Source organism: Mycetocola sp. Y791 (assembly GCF_059445325.1).
Genome location: NZ_JCAIUC010000002.1, coordinates 88,809 through 107,480, shown reverse-complemented (window position 1 = coordinate 107,480; position 18,672 = coordinate 88,809). Strand labels below are relative to the sequence as shown.

At 67.2% G+C, this 18,672-nt stretch carries 19 protein-coding genes; 6 read left to right on the top strand and 13 right to left on the bottom strand.

The genetic code is table 11. From position 1 onward, the window contains the following. Window positions 1-99: 99 nt before the first annotated feature. A complete protein-coding gene (locus AC1C2N_RS05350) occupies window positions 100-1,179 on the top strand; it encodes a LacI family DNA-binding transcriptional regulator (RefSeq protein ID WP_495433168.1) in 1,080 nt (359 codons plus the stop codon). Window positions 1,180-1,188: 9 nt separating this feature from the next. On the opposite strand, the gene AC1C2N_RS05345 is transcribed toward AC1C2N_RS05350, so the two are convergent. The 10 genes from AC1C2N_RS05345 to AC1C2N_RS05300 all read right to left on the bottom strand — a co-directional run bounded on the left by AC1C2N_RS05345 (window position 1,189) and on the right by AC1C2N_RS05300 (window position 11,712). After that, complete coding sequence (locus tag AC1C2N_RS05345; RefSeq protein ID WP_495433167.1) at window positions 1,189-2,283, bottom strand: FUSC family protein; 1,095 nt, start codon at window positions 2,281-2,283, stop codon at window positions 1,189-1,191. Between the two features lie 93 nt (window positions 2,284-2,376). Next, a complete protein-coding gene (locus AC1C2N_RS05340) occupies window positions 2,377-2,946 on the bottom strand; it encodes a GNAT family N-acetyltransferase (protein WP_495433166.1) in 570 nt (189 codons plus the stop codon). Between the two features lie 74 nt (window positions 2,947-3,020). Next, window positions 3,021-3,674, bottom strand: coding sequence for a response regulator (locus AC1C2N_RS05335; RefSeq protein WP_495433165.1), 654 nt, complete (start codon window positions 3,672-3,674; stop codon window positions 3,021-3,023). Then, a complete protein-coding gene (locus AC1C2N_RS05330) occupies window positions 3,671-4,846 on the bottom strand; it encodes a sensor histidine kinase (RefSeq protein ID WP_495433164.1) in 1,176 nt (391 codons plus the stop codon). Before AC1C2N_RS05330 ends, AC1C2N_RS05335 begins: the two co-directional genes overlap by 4 nt. Before the next feature lie 124 nt (window positions 4,847-4,970). Next, the gene (locus AC1C2N_RS05325) at window positions 4,971-5,843 is read right to left on the bottom strand and encodes an ABC transporter permease (RefSeq protein ID WP_483406604.1); all 873 of its coding nucleotides are present in this window, start codon (window positions 5,841-5,843) and stop codon (window positions 4,971-4,973) included. After that, the gene (locus AC1C2N_RS05320; protein ID WP_495433163.1) at window positions 5,836-6,768 is read right to left on the bottom strand and encodes an ABC transporter ATP-binding protein; all 933 of its coding nucleotides are present in this window, start codon (window positions 6,766-6,768) and stop codon (window positions 5,836-5,838) included. The genes AC1C2N_RS05325 and AC1C2N_RS05320 overlap by 8 nt, the downstream gene beginning before the upstream one ends. An 87-nt stretch (window positions 6,769-6,855) precedes the next feature. Continuing rightward, the gene (locus AC1C2N_RS05315; protein ID WP_495433162.1) at window positions 6,856-8,679 is read right to left on the bottom strand and encodes a glycoside hydrolase family 15 protein; all 1,824 of its coding nucleotides are present in this window, start codon (window positions 8,677-8,679) and stop codon (window positions 6,856-6,858) included. Window positions 8,680-8,766: 87 nt separating this feature from the next. Beyond that, on the bottom strand, window positions 8,767-9,663 hold the full coding sequence (locus AC1C2N_RS05310; RefSeq protein ID WP_483406607.1) for a glucose 1-dehydrogenase: 897 nt from the start codon (window positions 9,661-9,663) through the stop codon (window positions 8,767-8,769). A gap of 61 nt (window positions 9,664-9,724) precedes the next feature. After that, on the bottom strand, window positions 9,725-10,291 hold the full coding sequence (locus AC1C2N_RS05305) for an RBBP9/YdeN family alpha/beta hydrolase (protein ID WP_483406608.1): 567 nt from the start codon (window positions 10,289-10,291) through the stop codon (window positions 9,725-9,727). A gap of 107 nt (window positions 10,292-10,398) precedes the next feature. Then, entirely contained in the window at window positions 10,399-11,712 is a 1,314-nt protein-coding gene (locus AC1C2N_RS05300) for an MATE family efflux transporter (protein ID WP_495433160.1), read from the bottom strand. Window positions 11,713-11,794: 82 nt separating this feature from the next. On the opposite strand from AC1C2N_RS05300, the gene AC1C2N_RS05295 reads away from it, so the two are divergent. Together AC1C2N_RS05295 and AC1C2N_RS05290 are read left to right on the top strand one after the other, a co-directional pair. Beyond that, window positions 11,795-12,154: a VOC family protein gene (locus tag AC1C2N_RS05295; protein WP_495433159.1), complete on the top strand. Its 360-nt coding sequence runs from the start codon at window positions 11,795-11,797 to the stop codon at window positions 12,152-12,154. A gap of 114 nt (window positions 12,155-12,268) precedes the next feature. Next, the gene (locus AC1C2N_RS05290) at window positions 12,269-12,742 is read left to right on the top strand and encodes a MarR family winged helix-turn-helix transcriptional regulator (protein ID WP_483406611.1); all 474 of its coding nucleotides are present in this window, start codon (window positions 12,269-12,271) and stop codon (window positions 12,740-12,742) included. Here AC1C2N_RS05290 and AC1C2N_RS05285 read toward each other — a convergent pair. After that, complete coding sequence (locus AC1C2N_RS05285; RefSeq protein ID WP_495433158.1) at window positions 12,728-13,261, bottom strand: cupin domain-containing protein; 534 nt, start codon at window positions 13,259-13,261, stop codon at window positions 12,728-12,730. The two genes, AC1C2N_RS05290 and AC1C2N_RS05285, sit on opposite strands and share 15 nt — an antisense overlap. Before the next feature lie 47 nt (window positions 13,262-13,308). Then, window positions 13,309-13,722 (bottom strand): nitroreductase/quinone reductase family protein, encoded by a 414-nt coding sequence (locus AC1C2N_RS05280; RefSeq protein WP_495433156.1) that lies wholly within the window; start codon window positions 13,720-13,722, stop codon window positions 13,309-13,311. A 174-nt stretch (window positions 13,723-13,896) separates the two neighbouring features. On the opposite strand from AC1C2N_RS05280, the gene AC1C2N_RS05275 reads away from it, so the two are divergent. After that, complete coding sequence (locus AC1C2N_RS05275; protein ID WP_495433155.1) at window positions 13,897-14,250, top strand: VOC family protein; 354 nt, start codon at window positions 13,897-13,899, stop codon at window positions 14,248-14,250. 79 nt (window positions 14,251-14,329) lie between these two features. Here the strand turns inward: AC1C2N_RS05275 and AC1C2N_RS05270 are convergent, their stop codons facing one another. Continuing rightward, complete coding sequence (locus tag AC1C2N_RS05270) at window positions 14,330-15,778, bottom strand: collagen-binding domain-containing protein (protein ID WP_495433154.1); 1,449 nt, start codon at window positions 15,776-15,778, stop codon at window positions 14,330-14,332. A 115-nt stretch (window positions 15,779-15,893) separates the two neighbouring features. Between AC1C2N_RS05270 and AC1C2N_RS05265 the strand changes: the two genes are divergently transcribed. Next, window positions 15,894-16,952, top strand: a complete 1,059-nt coding sequence (locus tag AC1C2N_RS05265; RefSeq protein ID WP_495433153.1) for an ABC transporter ATP-binding protein — start codon at window positions 15,894-15,896, stop codon at window positions 16,950-16,952. Next, window positions 16,949-18,568 carry an ABC transporter permease gene (locus AC1C2N_RS05260; protein WP_495433152.1) on the top strand — a complete coding sequence of 540 codons (1,620 nt, stop codon included), beginning with the start codon at window positions 16,949-16,951 and terminating at the stop codon, window positions 18,566-18,568. Before AC1C2N_RS05265 ends, AC1C2N_RS05260 begins: the two co-directional genes overlap by 4 nt. The last annotated feature ends 104 nt before the right edge of the window (window positions 18,569-18,672 follow it).

The following is an 18,672-nucleotide window of genomic DNA, read 5'->3' as shown; positions in this document are numbered from 1 at the left end:
TCGATTCGACCATCCGCTTCGCCTAAGCTAACCCCAGACAACACCGCCCGGTCAAGGCCGCAGTGCCCACACCGTTCGGCCCGGCGATCGCGAGGACGAATGACCAACCAGCCAGCGGCATCCGCTTCGGTTTCACACGGAGGGCGCCCGACGCTCGCCGCGGTCGCGGCACGTGCCGGCGTGTCGCCCTCGACGGCGTCACTCGCTTTCAGCGGTCAGGGGCCGGTGTCGGATGCCACGCGGGAGAAGGTGCTGACGGCCGCCCGGGAGCTGCACTACGGCGGGCCTGATCCGCTCGCCCAGTCGCTGCGCCGCGGCAGGAGCGGCATCGTTGGCGCCCTCATCCCCGCGCGAATCGGTGTCTCCTTCCGTGACCCGGTTCTGATCCAGACGCTTGACGGCCTCGCCGAGGAAATTTCGAGCATCGGTGCCGGTCTCCTCCTGATGCCGGACCTCGGTGATGGGGTGGTCAGCGTCACCACGGCACCGGTCGACGCGGTGGTTCTCGTCGGGTGCAACGCGGATGCCGTCGAAACGCTCGATGTGCTTCGTCGCCGCAACATCCCGATCGTTCAAATCGAGGGCCCGGGTGACAGTGGCGTCCTCACCGTGAGCGTCGACAACCGGGGCGGGTCGCGGCAGCTGGCACAGCACCTCAAGGACCTCGGCCATTCGCGAGTCGCGCTGGTCACCCTCGGGCTTGACCGGGATTCCACGCCGGCACCGCTGACACCCGAGCGTGAGGCTCGCGCCACGGTCACGACGACCGTCGACAGGATCGCAGGTGTCCGCGACGTGTATCCGGAGGTCTCCGGCATGACCGCCGGCGGCAGTCGCAGCGACGCCGGGCGTGAAGCGGCTCTCGCCCTGCTGGATGTCGACCCGGGGAAACGGCCAACCGCGATCATCGCCCAGAGCGACGTGCTCGCCGCAGGGGTGATCGCAGCGGCAGAGGAACTCGGTCTTCGCGTGCCAGACGATCTCAGCGTTGTCGGCTTTGACGGCATCCGGGTTGACGGACTCGAACGACGGCTCACAACGATCTGGCAGCCCTCCCAGGGCAAGGGCGCGGCCGCGGGGAGGGCAGTCGTCGAGATGCTCGCGGGTCGGTCGGCGGACCCCGTTGCGTTCGACGTGCGATTCCAGCCGGGCGACACGACGGGACCAGCGCCGCACTGACCGCGTGGTCTAGGCCCGCTCGCCGTCCTGCACCATCACCGCGAGGATCCGGTTGAGGTCCATCGCCACAGCGGCAACGGGCGTGAGCGCCGATGGTGCGCTGTTGGTCTGCTGGTCGATGCGATCGGTGAGCGCGTCGACCGCCGCGCGCGCCGCCTCGACGGCATCCGCCACATCACGGTCGGAGTTCCGTTTCTTGAGGGGGTCGGCGACGGCGTGGAGCGCCTTGGACAACGGCTCGCGCAGCGGTTCAGGGACCTCGGAGTGGAACGGAGCATCCCAGATCGCGGCGGCGAGCACCTCGGTCAGGTCGCGCACGTGGAAGGTGATGCGCTCGAGATCGGCGAGGTCTCGGTAGTCGTCGTCGAGGTTCCGTTTGTGGCGGCGCGCGCGGGGATTGCCCTTCCTGCTCTCGTCGGCCTCGCCGACGGCCACCCGAACGGCGGTTGCCGTCTCGGCGAGTGTGTTGCTGCGGCTCGCCCACCCCTCGTGCTCTGGCGGCCAGTTCTCGACGAGGGCATCACCGACCTCCTCGAGGTGCTTCGCGAGCAGGCTGCGGAACTGGGCGAGCTTGACGACGGCACCGTTGAAGTTGAGCGGTGGCAGGATGAGGAAGTTGACGAGGAGACCGACGGCAACGCCGACACTCATCTGGACGATATAGCCGATCGAGTACGAATCAGCGTTCGGGCCACCGACGATGAGCACGAACAGCGCGGCAACGGGAACGTAATCGCCGCCGGTCGTGAGCCACTTGCTGCCGGCGATGAGCACGCCGACGCCGATCACGAGCGAGATCGTGACGACATTCGGCGCCGCGACAATGAGCACTATGGCGGCGAGCAGGATGCCGATGGCGAGCGAGGCGAGCGTCTCGACGCTGGTTCGCAGTGAGCTCATGAGCGTGGGATACATGCTGATGAGCGCGCCGAGCGGTGCGTAGTACGGGTACTCTTCCGCGACCCCCGGCACCAGGGGAGCGATCAGCCAGGCGATGGCGACAGCGATCGATGTCTTCACAGCGAGCAGGAACCTGGGGTGTCTGAGCCAGGCTCTCAGGCGCGCACCGGTTGTCTGCACCGCGGTGCGTGTTGCTGACGTCATTGGTTCATCATCACAAACCCCGCTGGGAAGGCGGCGGGGTGCTCTGCCGCCTTCGAGTTGTACCAGCCGGGACGGCTCCGGTTGGCGCGCGGCTCAGCGGGTCTGGGCTGCCCATTCCCGGTCGAGCACGGCGTAGACGCCCGTGTCGCCCCACTCGCCCTTGACCCAGATGTCCTCCAGGTAGTGCGCCTCCTTGCGCATGCCGAGTCGGCGGCACAGGCGCACCGAGGCGTCGTTGGCGGGGTCGAGCTTCGCGATCACCCGGTGGGCGCCCATCCTGCGGAAGGCGAAGTCGACAGCGGCGGTCGCGGCCTCCGTCGCGTAGCCCTGGCCCGAGTAGTCGGGGTGCAGGATCCAGCCGACCTCGACACTCTGGTTCTCGGCGTCGTCGATGTTCAGGTAGATCAGGCCGATGACCTGCTGGTCGTCCCGTCGCTCCATGGTGGGCTGAATCCAGTCGCCCGAATTCTCCAGTCGCAATTTCGTCGACGCTTCGGCGATCTTCTCCTCGATGGTGGCTCGGTCGCGCGGCTCGTAGAGGAGATAGGTGCAGACATCCTCACGGGACTGGAACGCATGGATCGGGTCGACGTCGTCCATGATGGGCAGCCGCAGGGTGAGCCGCTCGGTCTGGATAGGGCGGGTGAACTCGGTCGCGCGCATGCCTCATGCTAACCAGCACCGGTTCGGTCGGCCAGTGCCGGGTTCTCAGCATCCGCGCTCAGAGCGGGCCGTGCTCAGAGCAGCCCGAGCTCCAGGGCGAGTGTGACGGCGCGGGTGCGGTCAGAAACCCCCAGCTTCTCGAAGACATGGATGAGGTGCGTTTTCACCGTTGCCTCACTGATGAACAGCTGTTTCGCGATCGACGGGTTGCTGTGCCCGGCCGCAACGAGCCTGAGCACATCGAGCTCTCTCGGGCTGAGCCTGGGTCCGGCGGGTGCGGCGCCCTGCCGCATCCTGTCCACGAGCTTGGCCGCGATGGCGGGCGCGAGCACGGTCTGGCCGCCGACCACCGAGCGCACCCCGGCAATGATCTCGCCCTCCGGCGCCGCCTTGAGCAGGTAACCGCTCGCGCCGGCCTCGATCGCGCCGAGGATGTGGTCGTCCGACTCGTAAGTGGTGAGAATGAGCACCCGTGTGCCCGGCAGCGTCGCCACGATCTGCGCGGTCGCCGCCGCACCGTCCACCTCCGGACCGCTCGCGACGGGCATCCGCAGGTCCATCAATACGAGGTCGGGTTCGAGCTCCAGCGCCAGCGCTACGGCTTCGGCACCGCTCGCGGCTTCACCGACGACCTCGATATCGTCGGCGAGAGAGAGCAGCGAAGAGATCCCCGATCGCACGATGGGGTGGTCGTCGGCAACGACGACCCTGATCGGAGCATCGGTCATGCGGTTCTCTCCTTCGCGAGGGGGATGGTGACGGTGAGCTCCGTGCCCGTCGCTGTCCCGGCATCCGTCACGACGAGCGACCCGCCGACGAGCCCGACCCGGTCGCGCATGCCGCTGAGACCAAAGCCGCGTTCATCGTCCGGCTGGTAACCGTCGAGGCCCCGCCCGTCGTCGCTGACCCGCAGGCTGACGCCGTCGTCATCCTGGATCACGGTGACGGATGCTGCGCGCGCGTGTGCGTGCTTCCGCACGTTGGCGAGGCCTTCCTGTGCGCACCGCAGCAGCACCACCTCGATGTCACGGGGGAGTTCGCCGAGGGTGACGTTGGTGGTGACAGCGACACCGGTCTCACGCGAGAAGCGCTCGCCGAGGCGGGCGAGGGTGACGGCGAGTGAGGCGTCGCTCGCGGGAAGGCCGGCGTTGGCCGTCACGAGCGCTCGCGCCTCGCTGAGTGCGTCGCGTGCGGTGGACTCGATGAGCTCGAGGGTCGACTCCCGGGCGGGCTGCTCGCGGCGCGCCCGCTGGGCGAGCATGACGATGCTCGTGAGGCTCTGCGCGATGGTGTCGTGGATGTCGCGAGCGATGCGTTCGCGCTCGGCCGTGCCCCCGGCATCCCGGTGGAGCAGTTCGAGTTCGCCCTGTGCCGACTGGAGTTCCGCGAGCAGTCGCTGGCGTTCGTCGCCGTAACTCGCGATGCTCGTGATCCAGAGGCCGAGTGCGAGGCTGAACGCGAGCGAGAGACCGCCGACGAAGAGTGTCTGGATCACTCCATCCACCCCACCGCCGAGGCCGAGACCGAAGCCGAACGCCATCACGGCGGCGGCACCGACGTTGGCGAGAACGGCCTGCGTCGTGGTCAGCGACACCACCCAGATCAGCGGAAACGCGATGGTTTGCGCGGTGATGACGTTGGGTTCGAATGCGGCACCGACCCCGACGATGACGGCGAGCAGCGCCTGAAAAGCGAGGCTCGGCGCCAGTGTCGGTGTCGGCCGTCCGCGATGGCCGGCGCCAACGAGCCGACGGCCGAACAGGTAATACGCGGCGCACAGCAGTGCGAGCGAGACCAGGGCGGCCCACCCGTGGAAGCCGTCGGAGGTGTACACGACGGTGATCCCCACGACCACCGCGGTGGCGGCAACCGCGATGTCCCACCACTTCGGATTGTTCACTGGACTACTCTCTCGCATCGCGACCGGGGTCGCTGACAGTGGTTTGGGGAGGAAAAACATGGGGTCCGTTGCCACCAGGGCGACGACCCGCACGATTTTCCTCCCGTCGCACGACGGTTCGGGTTCAGCTGTCCTTGCGGATCCAGCGGAAGGTGAACCGGCAGAGCAGCAGCCCGACGACGCACCAGATCAGCATGATGATGGCAACCCAGTCGAGTTCCCAGCCGCCGTTCTGTTCGAGGCTGGCGAAGTTCTCGGGCAGGAACACCGAGCGCATGCCCTGGGCCAGCCACTTGAGCGGGAACACGCTCGCGATGTTCTGCAACCACTCGGGCAGCATCGTGAACATGAGGTAGACGCCGGAGATGAACTGAAGGACGAGCACGATGGGGATGACGACGGCCGTCGCACTCTTGCCGGTTCGTGGCACCGCGGAGAGCGCAATGCCGAGGACGGCCGACGTGATGATGCCGAGCAGGTACAGCCACGCGAAGCGGGCCCAGAGTTCCGGCTCCGTGGGCAGCTCGATCGAGAAAACGACGCGAGCGACGACGAGAAGCAGTGCGATCTGTGCGAGTGACGTGACGAAGACCTGGCCGATTTTGCCGATGAAGTAGCTGATCACCGGCAGCGGCGAGCCGCCGAGCCGCTTGAGCGTTCCGTCGCTTTTCTCCGTCGCGATGTCGGTCGCGAGGTTCTGCACTCCCGAGAGCAGGATGCCCGCCGCGATCATGCCCGGCAGGTAATACGCGCCCTGGGTGATGCCGCCGCTACCGTCGGGGTTCGTCCCGATGTTCCCCGACGTGCTGAAGGCTGTTGCGAAGATCGCCAGCATCACCACGGGGAACAGGAAGGTGAAGAACACCTGGTCGCCGACCCGGAAGTAGGTCTTGACCTCGTATCCGATGCGCTTGATTCCCAGGCGGATGCCGCGCCCCGCCGGGAGCGCCGGGACCGGGTTCGCGACCGTCGGCCTCGTGAGGGTTGATTCAGACATGCGCTGCTCCTGTCGGTTCGGCCTGTTCCGTCGCCTCGGCATTGGCCGTTGCGACGAGGCCGAGATAGATGTCTTCGAGGCTCGGCCGGATGACCTCGAGGCCCTGGGGCTCGCCGCCCGTGCGTTGTGTCAGCGCCGTGACAAATGCGGCGGGCTCGGTGGTTCGCTCCTCGTGGAGCCCGGCCCCGTCGCGCCAGCGGACGACCGGTATTCGGGCGTCGGCGCCGCCGATCGAGCCGACCGGGCCGATCTCGACGAGCCGTCCTGCGGCGATCACGGCCACGCGATCGGCGAGCTGGGCTGCCTCGTCCAGGTAGTGGGTGGTGAGGAGGATCGTGGTGCCCTCGGCCTTGAGCGACCGGATCAGGTCCCAGAAGTGGCGGCGCGCTTCGGGGTCGAAACCCGTCGTTGGCTCGTCCAGGAAGAGCAGCTGAGGGCGCCCGATGACGCCGAGCGCGACGTCGACCCGGCGGCGCTGGCCGCCGGAGAGTTTGCCGATGCGGGTCTTCGCCTTGTCGGTGAGACCCACGGCGGCGATGACCTCGTCGACGTCCCGTGGCGACGGGTAGTACGCCGCGAACTGTTCCACCTGTTCACGCACGGTGACGTGTGCGGCCTCCGCACTCGACTGCAGGACGATGCCCAGCTGGGCCTTCCACGCCAGGTCGCCCTTGTGCGGGTCGACGCCGAGCACGCGCACCTCGCCGCTGGTTCGGTCGCGGTATCCCTCGAGGATCTCGATCGTGGTCGACTTGCCCGCGCCGTTCGGTCCGAGCAGGGCAAAGGTCTCTCCGCGCTGAATGTCGAAGCTGACGCCGTTGACGGCGGTGTGTGCGGGGTAGCGCTTGATGAGGTCACGAACCTCGACGACGGGCGGGCCCGACGGTTCTGCGGATGCCGGTGGCGGGCTCGTCGAAAATGTCATGACTACAGGATCGCGCCGTAATCATCCCCGCAACAGAGGTGGTTCGGCTGATTCACAGGTCAACCGACCGGTTGATGCGAGCGAACGTCAGCCGTCGAGTTCGCTGATCAGGATGGCCGTATAGATGAGCGACAGGTGGCTGAGTCCCTGTGGCAGGTTGCCCGCAAAGTCCAGGGTGTCGGCCTCGATCATTTCGGAGTACATTCCGACGTCGTTCGACAGCTCAACGAGCTCGTCCATGAGAGCTTTCGCCTCGTCCATCCTGCCGACGCACGCCAGCGCCCCGGCACGCCAGAAGGCACACGCGACAAAGGTGGCCTCCTCTTCCCGCATGCCCGAGTACCGGTAAACGAGCGGACCGCTGCCCAGCTCGGCCGTGATTGCATCGATGGTCCGTGACATCCGTTCGCCCCGATCGAATCCGCTCGGTGCGTGGAGCAGGATCGACGCGTCCAGCTCGTCCGAGCCGGGATACATCGTGTACGCCTGCCGGTCGTCCGACCAGCAGTTCTCGTTCACCCACTCGGCGATCCTGTCGCGTTCTGCCTCCCAGCGCGCCGAATCGCCCGGGATCTGCCCGAGGCCAGCCAGGTGAACGGCGCTCGAGAGCGCCTGCCAGCAGCCGAGCTTCGAGGTTGTGTAGTGGCGCGCTCCCTCGAGTTCCCAGATGCCGGAATCGGGCTTCTGCCAGTCGTCGCAGGCCTGGTCGGCAACCGCCGCGAGCGACCGCCCGGTCTCTGCGTCGAGGATGTTGCCCGCGTCGACGTAGCTGCGCATGACGTCGAAGAGGTCACCGTACGGTCCGAGTTGCAACTGGTGTTTGGCATCGTTGCCGCAGACGACCGGGCCCAGTTCGCGCCAGCCCGGCGCCTGGGTATGGACGATGTCATCGGGAATCCGGCCATCGAGGGTATAGAAGATCTCGAGCTCGGGGCCGTGCCTGCGGATGGTGGTGAGCATCCACGACACGGCCGCCTGGCTCTCCTCACGGAGGCCGAAGCGGATCATGGCCTGCAGCGTGTAGGCCACGTCGCGAACCCAGGCGAACCGATAGTCCCAGTTCTTGCCGCCGTTGATCGTCTCGGGAAGGCTCGTTGTCGCCGCGGCGGCGATGGCACCGGTCGGGCTGTGAATGAGGAGCTTGAGCGCGAGAGCGCTGCGCTCGACGGCATCCGACCACGGTCCCTCCCAGGAGAACTCGCGGGACCACGCCCGCCAGTTCTCCACAGTGCGGTCGATGCCCCGGTCGACGTTCCTCGGGTTGGGCGGGTGCACCGGTTCGCGTGACGTGCCGGAGACCGCGAAGAGGTGGCGGGAGTCCGGGCTGGTGGTGAACGCTCCGTCGAGGCTGTGGGTGCCGGGCTCGTTCGGCCCGTGCTCGAAGCCCGTGACCGACAGCATCACTCCGTCGATCCTGATCACCGGGCCGTGCACGGTCTGGTCTACCCACGGCATCGCGGTCCGGAGAGCACGACCGGGTTCGACCGACCAGGTCATGGCGACCGTTCCCCGAACGCCGTCGATCCGCCTGGCCAGTTCGGTCCACGGCAGCCGCCCAGCCACACCGGTGACGAGCGCGTCTGTGACGCGGACGACACCGGATGCTGTCTCGAACGTCGTCTGCAGCACGTTGGTTCCCGAGACGTAGGAGCGCGTTGTCGTGAACGGCTCGACGGGCGAGAGCCTGATCCGTCCACCGTCTTCGGCGTCGAGCAGCGCGGCGAACACCGGGACCGAGTCGAGCGCCGGGATGGGCAGCCAGTCGACGTCGCCGTCGCGGGCGATGAGCGCGACGGTGCGGCCGTCACCAATGCCCGCGTAGCCGCGGAGGTCGGCGTAGCCGTTCTGGCGATCGAGCGCGCCGGCGCGGTTGGCATTCGCTCCCCGCCCGGTGGACTGCTGTTCTCGCACTGTCTCTCCGATTCCCCTGCCGCTCCCGAAATCGAACGCCTGCCTCACACAGAGGTGCCGCCCACCGGTTGGTGGGCGGCACGTGGGTTACGGCGTCGGCATCCCGCCATTGACGTGGAGGGTTTCACCAGACACGTAGCTGGACTCGCCCGATGCCAGGAACACGAAGGCCGGTGCGAGTTCGGCCGGCTGGCCTGGGCGACCGAGCGGCGTATCAGTACCGAAGTCGGGCAGTGCCTCTGTCGGCTGGCCGCCGGCGGTCTGGAGCGGGGTCCAGATCGGGCCTGGCGCGACGACATTGACCCGGATGCCCTTGGGCGCGAGCTGCTGGGCGAGCGCCTTCGAGAACGTGTTGATCGCTGCCTTCGTTGTCGCGTAGTCGACGAGGTTCTCCGACGGCTGGTAGGCCTGGATCGACGAGGTGTTGATAATCGTCGAACCCGGGCCCATGTGCTTGAGCGCGGCCTTGGTGACCCAGAACGTCGCGTAGACGTTGGTCTTGAAGGTCTCGTCGAACTGCTCGTCGGTGAGGTCGAGGAGGTCCTCGACGTGCTGCTGCTTCGCCGCGTTGTTCACGAGGATGTCGAGGCCGCCGAGTTCGGTGACCGCGCGCTCGACGAGCTCACGGCAGTAGTTGACGTCGGTCAGGTCGCCGGGGATGGCAACCGCGGTGCGACCGGCCTCCTCGATGAGTGCGACGACACCCTGGGCATCCTCTTCTTCCTCCGGGAGGTAGGCGATGGCGACGTCGGCGCCCTCGCGGGCGAAGGCGATGGCGACCGCTGCACCGATTCCGGAGTCAGCGCCGGTGATGAGCGCCTTCCGGCCCTCGAGTCGGCCCGAACCCTTGTAGCTCTTCTCGCCGCGGTCGGCCTTCTGGACGAGGTCCGCGTCGAGGCCCGGCCCGTCCTGCGACTGTGCCTTGGTGTCGATGTCTGCGTACTTCTTGCTTGGATCTTCGAACGAGTGCTGGTCGGGCGACATGGTGACCTCTCCTGCTTGATCGTGGAACGGCGCGAGAATTCAGCGCCGTCCCTCGATGGTGTCAGGGCTCGCGGGAATGCATCATCCCGTTGACCACGGGAAGCAGTTCGGGTATGGAGAAGCAGCCTAAACGGTCGACGAAGTGACCCGCGCCGGGGACGATGGTGAGCGGTGCGTCGAGCTCGCGGGCCAGTTCGGCGGTGAACTCCGGAGCGACTGTCGTGTCATTGTCCGAGCCGAACACGTGGCGGTGCTCGATGGTTCCGGCGAGGGATGGCACGTCGATGGGAGGGGCGGTGAACCCGTCGAGCTGCGGCAGGTTCGGTAGGGGTGACACGAACCCGGCGACCAGGATGAGGCCGCCGAGCCGCCACGGCCGCGGCATCCGTTCGAGGTAACGCAGCGTCGTGATGCAGCCGAGGCTGTGACCGATGAGGATCGTCTCGTCGTCGACCCCGCCGACCGTCACCGCGAGGGCGTCGAGCCAGGCTTCGGGTTCAGGCTCCGTGGGGTTTGGCAGTGCGGCAACGCTCACAACGCCGGGGTCAAACTGGTCGACCAGCCACGGGAACCAGTGCCGGTCGGGGGCAGCGTTGTATCCATGAGCGACGACGATGCGGGGTGCCATGCGACGATTCTGGCATTCCGGCTGGTGCCGCCGGCTGGGGTGGCGCACTTTGTCGCGCCAGACGTGTACGAGGGACGATTCGTGTCCAGTCTCCGACTGCGGCGAACTCAGACCCCGGTGCGCATCCAGGCCGTCGTTCGTGCCCGCAGCCCCAGGGTGAGTGCGCGCGCCGCGAGGTAACCGAGCGTGAACGCGGCGGTCAGGAATGCCAGGCCAGCGGCATCCGTCGGCGCCGAGAGCTGAACCCAGAGTGCCAGCGGAACGAAACAGGCGAGGTTCAGGATGCCGGTGAGCGCGAGATAGCGCGCGTCGCCGGCGCCGATCAGCACGCCGTCGAGCACGAAGACGAATCCGGCGAGCGGGGCGCTGATGCCGAGCACGATGAGGCTCGGCACGAGCAGGGCCGCGAGGTCGGGGTCGCTCGTGAAGAGCAGGCCGGTGACGCCGGACGTGGCGACGATGACGAGTCCGAGCACGACGCCGGAGCCGACGCCCCAGGTGAGGCAGCGGGTGAGAACGGCGCGCACTCCCGCTGTGTCCGCCGCGCCAAGTCCTTTACCGATGAGGGCCTGGGCGGCGATCGCGAGGGCGTCGAGCACAAACGCGGTGAGGGTGAACATCGTCATGACCACCTGGAACCCCGCGAGTTCCTTCGTGCCGAGTCCCGTCGCGACGAAGGTCGCCAGCAGGATCGCCGCGCGGAGGCTCGCGGTGCGCACGAACAGCCAGCCGCCCGACATCGCCGAGCCCGAGATGCCCTCGCGGTGCGGCCGGATGCTGGCGCCGGTGCGGCGGGCGTGGCTCAGCACAACGACGAGGTAGACGGCCGCCATGCCCCACTGCGCCACGACGGTGCCGATCGCCGAGCCGGCGATGCCGAGGCCGAGCAGGTAGATGAAGACGAAGTTGAGCGCGATGTTCGCCGCGAACCCGATGCCGGCGACGAAGAGCGGGGTCTTCGTGTCCTGCAGGCCGCGGAGCAGCCCTGTTGCGGCGAAGACGAGGAGCATGGCGGGGATGCCGGCCATCGAAATCGAGAGATAGACGGATGCCTGCTGCGTGACATCCGCCGAAGCACCGAACCAGGAGAGCAGGAGGGGTGTCGCGACCACTCCGGCGAGACCGAGCACCGCGCCGAGGCCGAGTGAGAGCCACAGCCCGTCGATGCCGACGGACACCGCGCCGCGCTCGTCGCCCGCGCCGAGACGGCGGGCAACGGCGGGGGTCGTCGCGTAGGCGAGGAAGACCATGAGGCCGATGATGGTCTGCAGTACGGCGCCGGCGAGGCCGAGGCCGGCGAGCGGGGTCACGCCGAGGTGGCCGATCATGGCGGAGTCGGCGAGGAGGAAGAGCGGTTCGGCGACGAGGGCGCCGAGCGCGGGGACGGCGAGGCGCAGGATGTCGCGGTCAACCGTTTTCACTTCTCGAGCCTAAGGGAGGCCGAGCAGGGCAGGGCAACGGGAGGGCTTTCGATGCCGGGCCCCTCGTCGTATCCTCGCCGACATGATCGGAGAATTTCGAAGCGTCGTGCTCGACTGCCCCGACGCACGCTCCCTGGCGTCCTTCTACGAGGAGCTGCTCGGTATGGAGCGCATCATCGACCGTGACGACTGGGTTGCCCTGCAGAAACGCGAGGGCGGCCCGCGGGTGTCGTTCCAGCAGATCGAGGACTACAACCCGCCGAAGTGGCCCGGCCAGCTCGTTCCGCAGCAGTTGCACATCGATGTGACCGTCGACGACATGGACACCGCCGAGCAGCGCGTGCTCGCGATCGGGGCCACCGACGCCGGCTACCGCGAAGACGACTTCCGCGTCTTCCTCGACCCGGCAGGCCACCCGTTCTGCCTCGTCGTGGACAGCTGACGCCCAGCGCGAATCAGCGTCGATGGACACCACCCGACCTCGGGTATGCCCGCGGTCGGGTCATAACGTTGCTCGAACAACTACCATTGAGTGACGATGGTGAAGGGGTGTTTCATGAGCAATGCGGACGATGCTGCGGGCACGGTTGCCGGGCAGGGCCCGGTGAGCCACGCGATCTTTCGGGTTGCTCGACTGCACAAGACGATGGCGGGGCAATTGCTCCGGGAGACCGGTCTCTATCCCAACCAGGAACTCCTGATGATGCGACTCTGGGACGAGGGGCCGCAGCGGCAGGTGGATCTGGTTCGCCATCTGGAGACCGACGCTCCGACCGTTGCGCGCACCGTTCGACGGTTGGAGCGAGCAGGGTTCGTCCGGATCAGCGTCAGCCCGACGGACAAGAGGGCGACCGTGGTCGAGGCCACGCGCGCGAGTATGCCGCTGAGAAAAGCTGTGCACCGAATCTGGTCGGAGCTGGAGGCGGCGACGGTCGGTTCGCTCTCGGAAGACGAGCGGGCACAGGTCCTTGCCTCGTTGACGTCGCTGGAGCAGAACCTGACCGCCGCCGCGCAATCAGCTCGGGGGTAGGTTCTCGATCGCGTAGCGGGGACCGAGCTCGATAGCCTTGCCGATGGCATCCTGCGCCTCGTCATCGGAGAGTTCGAGCCGGGCAGTCCGCGTCGGGAGCGGCTTTCCCCACAGCGTGAAGTACTCTTCGAGCCCTGGCGGCGAAATCATGCAGAGCATTCGTGCGTCGCTGCCAGAGGCGTTATGGAATCGGTGGGGTGCCCCAGCGGGGATATTGACCGTTTCCCCCGCCCGGACCCGTGTCGTTTGTCCGCGGAACGTGATCTCCACTTCGCCCTCGAGCACGTGGAACATCTCCTCGAAATTGTGTCGGTGCGGGGGCGGCCCGCCGCCGGGTGGCACATGCATGTCGATGAGCCCGTACCTGCCGTCGGTGTCCGCGCCCGTGAGCAGGATTGTGTAGTTGTCACCCACGACTCCGTAGTGGGGCAGAGTTTCGTCCGTGTCCGGCCGCCGGATCCTCAGCGACCTGCTGAGGTCATCCGGTGGCACAGCGTTGGCGGTGGATGGATCTGTCATGGTGTCTCCTTGATTATCGGAAGGTGGATCGTGCCTGGCCACGCGTTTCATCGCGGGGTGAAGCGGAATACGGGGAGCAGGCGTGCCGTGCGCTGTTGATAGGCCGCGAACGATGGCGCTCGCTCGGTAAAGCGCGCGAATGCCGCCTGGCGCTCTGGTCCGTCGAGTTCCTCCGCCGTTACGGGGATCGTCCTGACATCGCCTGCAACGGACGCTTCGATCTCGACCTCGGGCTCCGCCCTGAGGTTCACGGCCCAGGCGGGGTCTCGTGCTGCCCCCATCGCGGATGCCACAACGAGCCACGTGCCTGGGTCGCGGAGTGACAGGGCGGGGTTGACCCGGGGCTCCCGTGTCCTGGCGCCGACGCTATGAATCAGGAGGAGGCTCGATCCGAACCCCGCAGAGGCGACGACTCCGTTGTTTGTTCTGAATTCGGAGATGATCCGGTCGTTGAATGACATTGTGGTGCACTCCTTTCGGGTGAGCGCCGGCTTGCCGCCTGTGCAGCGGTTGATGCGCAATACTATGCCGAACAACTATTCTGGGTCCAGATATTCCTCACCGGATGTTTCCCGACACCAGGCGAGCAACGGGAGGGCTTTCGCTGCCCGAACTCTCGTCGTATCCTCACGGACATGATTGGTGAACTTCGAAGCGTTGTGCTCGACTGCCCTGACCCCGACTCCCTTGCCTCGTTCTATGAGCAGCTCCTTGGCATGGAGCGCATCATCAACGAGGACGACTGGGTAGCCCTGCAGAAGCCCGGCGGCGGAATCAGGGTCGCCTTCCAGCAGGTCGACGATTACACGCCCCCGCAGTGGCCGGGCCAGGTGGTCCCGCAGCAGTCACACTTCGACATTCGAGTCGACGACCTTGACGCAGGGGAGGCAAAAGTACTCGCGATCGGGGCGCGTGACGCCGGGAGCCGGGAGGACGATTTCCGGGTGTACCTCGACCCGGCCGGTCACCCGTTCTGTCTCGTGAGTTAAGCACGGCCCAGCGCTGGGCTGTCCTGGTGTCGCTGACCCATCACGCTGTCCGCCACGTCGGGAGGGACCCGACCCGGTCTCAGTCCTTGCTCGTGCGACGCCGTCCGAAGAGAAGGAGCGCGCCACCCACGGCGGCAGCAGTCGCAATGCCGGTGAGTGTCGCTGCGAGGGAAACGTCCCCTCCCGTGCCCGGCAAACGGTCCCGGTCATCTCCCCACGATGTCCCCGTCTGAGAATCCGGTGTCGGATCCGAGCCGGGACCTGGCGCGGGTGCGGTTGGGGTATCCGTCGGAGTGGGAGTCGGGTCCGGCGTAACGGTTGGCGTTGGCGTTGGCGTGTCCGTTGGTGTGGGCGTTGGCGTGTCCGTTGGCGTCGGCGTTGGCGTCGACCCGTCCTCGTAGGTGCACGTGAGTTCGGTATTGAACGGGAAGCTGTGCACTTCCCTCGGTGCCCCGCCCGGAATGGCTGGCGTGCCGTGCGTGAACTGCGCCGCGATCACGTTTCCTTCGATGTTCTGCGTGACTTGCCAGCTCAGGTTGGCGTTTGGGGCGTAAATCGTGCCTTCGAGGCTGTCACCGCCGGCGACGGTCACAGATGTCGCCTCTGGGAAGTTCCACAGGATGTACGGTGCCTGGGCCGAAGTCGCACCCGGCAGATTCGGAATGGAGCCGTTGAACGTTTGCCCGCTGATGTTCACGAGCACGGGAGTGTCTTCGGCGGGCTGTGAGTCGACAACGAGTTCGCTCAGCGCTTCGAGGTCGGATGCCGGGATGTTCAGTACGTTCGTCACGCCGGGAGTAAGCGAGAGGTGACCCCGGGTCCCCGGAGCGACGGGCGAGGTGAGGGGCGTGCCCGCATCGTCGGTCAGTGTGGCGTTCGGGGTGCATTGGGCGAGTTGAGTGGTGAGCCCGCGATATGCGGTGAACGCTCCCGGAATGTCGATCAGGTCGGCGCTAACCGGCGCGGAGACCTGGGCGGGTGTCTCAATAACCGTTCCCTCGATTCGGGGAACGGAACCGTATGCTGCTCCGGGCTCGACAATGTTGTAGTTGACCGTCGCGTTGTTGTTGTCGCGGTCCAGGGCCAAATATGTCGATGCGTCGGCGATCTTCGTGAAGCCGTTGTTGAGCACCCTGAGCACGTTGGAGCCACTCGCTGCGAAGTCGACCCCTCCTCCGACATAGAGGTACGTCGGTTGAGCGTCACCGGGTGCTGTGAAGGTGTTGGGATATATCCCGGCACCGGCGATTGAATAACTAGCGCCGAAGCTCAGATCACCACCCGCGGCGACTGTCCCTTCGGTCTCGTCGGCGTTCAAAGCAACGTCGCCTTCAACAAACACGGTGAAACCGCTATTCGCCGGATGCCCGCTCACCGCCACGGTGACAGGGTTGACGGGTCCGACCGTGATGGTCGCTCCCTCAGCGGGCAGAGACCCCGCAGCAAGAACTGTCGCGGCCGCCAGAACGCCAACCGTTCCGGCCACAATTGCCATTCCTGCAAGTCGCTTCGTCGTGTATCGCCTCATCGGGATAGGTATAGCAAGGAGGGGAGACCGTGGGTAGAGACTTCCCTTGTCTTCGTCGCGCTGAGATTGCGCTCGCGTCTGGTCAACGCGCCCCGCGAAGCGTAGCCTCCGCAGTATGAGCACCGTGATTCAGGCTCGTGATCTCCGCAAACAGTTTGGCCAGGTGCACGCACTCGATGGCCTCGACCTCGATGTCGAAGCCGGCGAGATCCATGGTTTCCTCGGGCCAAATGGGGCGGGAAAGTCGACGACGATCCGCATCCTGCTCGGCCTCGCGCGGCAGACCGGCGGCACCGCGACGGTGTTCGGACGGGATCCCCGGGCGGATGCCGTCGCGATCCACCGGCGGCTGGCATACGTTCCCGGCGACGTGAGCCTGTGGCCCAACCTCACCGGCGGCGAGGCGATCGATCTGCTCAGCCGGCTCCGCGGCATCCGTGACCGCACCGAGTACGAGCGGAGTAGAAAGCGTCTCCTCGATGTTTTCGAGCTGGATCCCACGAAGAAGGGGCGCACCTACTCCAAGGGGAACCGACAGAAAGTGGCGCTGGTCGCCGCCTTCGCCGTGCCCGCCGAGTTGTACCTGCTCGATGAGCCGACGTCCGGGCTCGATCCCCTCATGGAGGCCGTGTTCCGGGCGGAGCTCACCGACCGGGTCGCCGACGGTGCCACAGTGCTGTTGTCGAGTCATATCCTGAGCGAAGTCGAAGAGCTCTGCACCCGCGTCAGCATCATCCGCTCGGGTCGGCGGGTCGAAGAGGGAACGCTCAGCGATCTCCGGCGCCTCACCCGCACCGAGATCAGCTTCGCTGCGTCCGGCCTCAGCGACGCTGATCTCCCGGCCCTTCCCGGCGTCGAAGACCTTCGGATCGAGCACGGCAGGGTCGCGTTCACCGCGGAGACCGCCTCGGTCACGGATCTCCTGCCCGCGTTGGCGGCGCTCGGGGTGACGGGGCTGACGATTACGCCACCCTCCCTCGAAGAGCTCTTCCTCCGGCACTACGGCGATGGGGCAGGCGCCGAGGCAGCGTCGGCGCTTGCGTCACCCCCTCGGCCGGGGCGTGACGCGGCCACCCCTGGACCGCCGCGGAAGGCCGCCGTCGCCCGAGGCGCGGTCCCCGCAGACCCGGCCGTGGTTCACCCGCCGGCCCGCCACGCCCGAGACCGACGATGACCGAGTTTGTCGCGCTGCTCGGGCAGCGGGCGAGGCGGGATCGGGTCCAGACGCTGAGCTGGCTCGCCGCGATCGGTGCACTGGTCTTCTTCACGGCGGCGGCGCTCGGCGACAATTTCGGCGACGAGACGCAGCGGGCCGCGCTGCTGAGGCTGGCGACGGCGAACCCGGCCATCCTTATCCTGCGCGGGCCACCGCAGGGCGCTGCGGTCGACGCCCTCTTCATCTTCACGATCTTCGCCTTCCTCGGCCTGCTCGTCGGCCTCGTCAACACCTTCCTCGCCGTCCGTCACTCCCGCGCCGAGGAGGAGACCGGCCGGGCCGAGCTGGTGGCGGCGACCCCGATTCCGCGCTTGCTTCCGCTCAGCGCCACACTTGCCTGGGGAGTGATCGTCAATCTTCTGCTCGTCATCGTGGTGAGCGGATGCCTGCTGGCCGCAGGCCTGGACGCGGCAGGTTCCTGGCTCACCGGTCTGTCGCTCGCGGCCGTTGGCGTCAGCTTCCTGGCCGTCGGTCTGGTCGCCTCGGAACTCATGCTCACCTCTCGGGCGGCGAACGGCACGGCGGCCGGTCTCGTGCTCCTCGCTTATCTCGCTCGCGGAATCGGCGATGCGTTCGGGGCGGTCTCCGAGGACGGACTCAGGGTCGACAGTGCGTGGCCGAGCTGGCTGTCGCCGATCGGCTGGGGGCTGGCGACACACCCGTTCACGGCGGATGACGCAACCCCGTTGCTGCTGAACGTCGCCCTCGCGGCCGTGCTGACGGCATCCGCCTGCCTGCTGCAGGTGGCGAGGGACAGCGGCGCAAGCGTGTTCGGGGCAGGCGTGGGGCGGCCGCGGGCGCGGGCAACACTGGCGGGTTCGCTCGGCCTGGCCTGGCGGCTGCACTGGCCGTCGGTGATCGGCTGGGCGGCCGGCGGGGTTCTGCTCGGCGTATTCGGGGGCGCGCTTGGCAGTATCGCCGGAAACAATGACGTCGCGAGCAACCCGGTCGCTGAGCAGTTGCGCCGGCTGTCGGGCGAGGGGGAATCGCTCAGCCAGGCGTTTCTGTCGGTGATCTTCACCGTCGTCGGGATTCTCGCCGCGGGCTGTGCTGTTCAGGCGATCGTCCGTGCTCGGCAGGAAGAGGCGCTCACGACCGCCGAACTCGTCCTCGCGACCCCGGTGCACCGCGTGAAATGGCTCGCTGACTATCTTCTCGTTGGCACTGTCGCCGTTGTGCTCGTGCTCGCCGCCTCGGTGGTGGCGGCCGCGCTCTCCGCTGCCCTGGCCGGAGCGGAGGAAGTCACGACGGCTGACACGCTCGCCGCTGGTGCTGCCCAGCTTCCCGCCGCACTGCTCTATCTGGGCGTCGTCGCCCTCGTGTTCGTGCTCCTGCCCCGGTTCACCGGCCCGATCGGCTGGGCGCTTCTCGTGGCCGGCGCGTTCCTCGGGCTCTTCGGCAAGCTCGTTGGCCTGCCCGAGTGGGCCGAGAACCTCTCACCGTTTTCTCACACCCCGATCGCCCTCGGGAGCGAGACGGACTGGAGCGGTGGATTCGGGATGCTCGCGCTCGCGTTCGCAGCGGGGATCGCGGCATCCATCGTTCTGAACCGGCGAGACCTGGCAGCGGCGTGACCTGCGGTTGCTCCCAGCGGGGTCGGACGACTCTGGTCGGCACCCGTCTGCCCGGCTTAACCTCGCCATAATCAACCCGGTGCCAGCCCGCGCACTGGCCATTG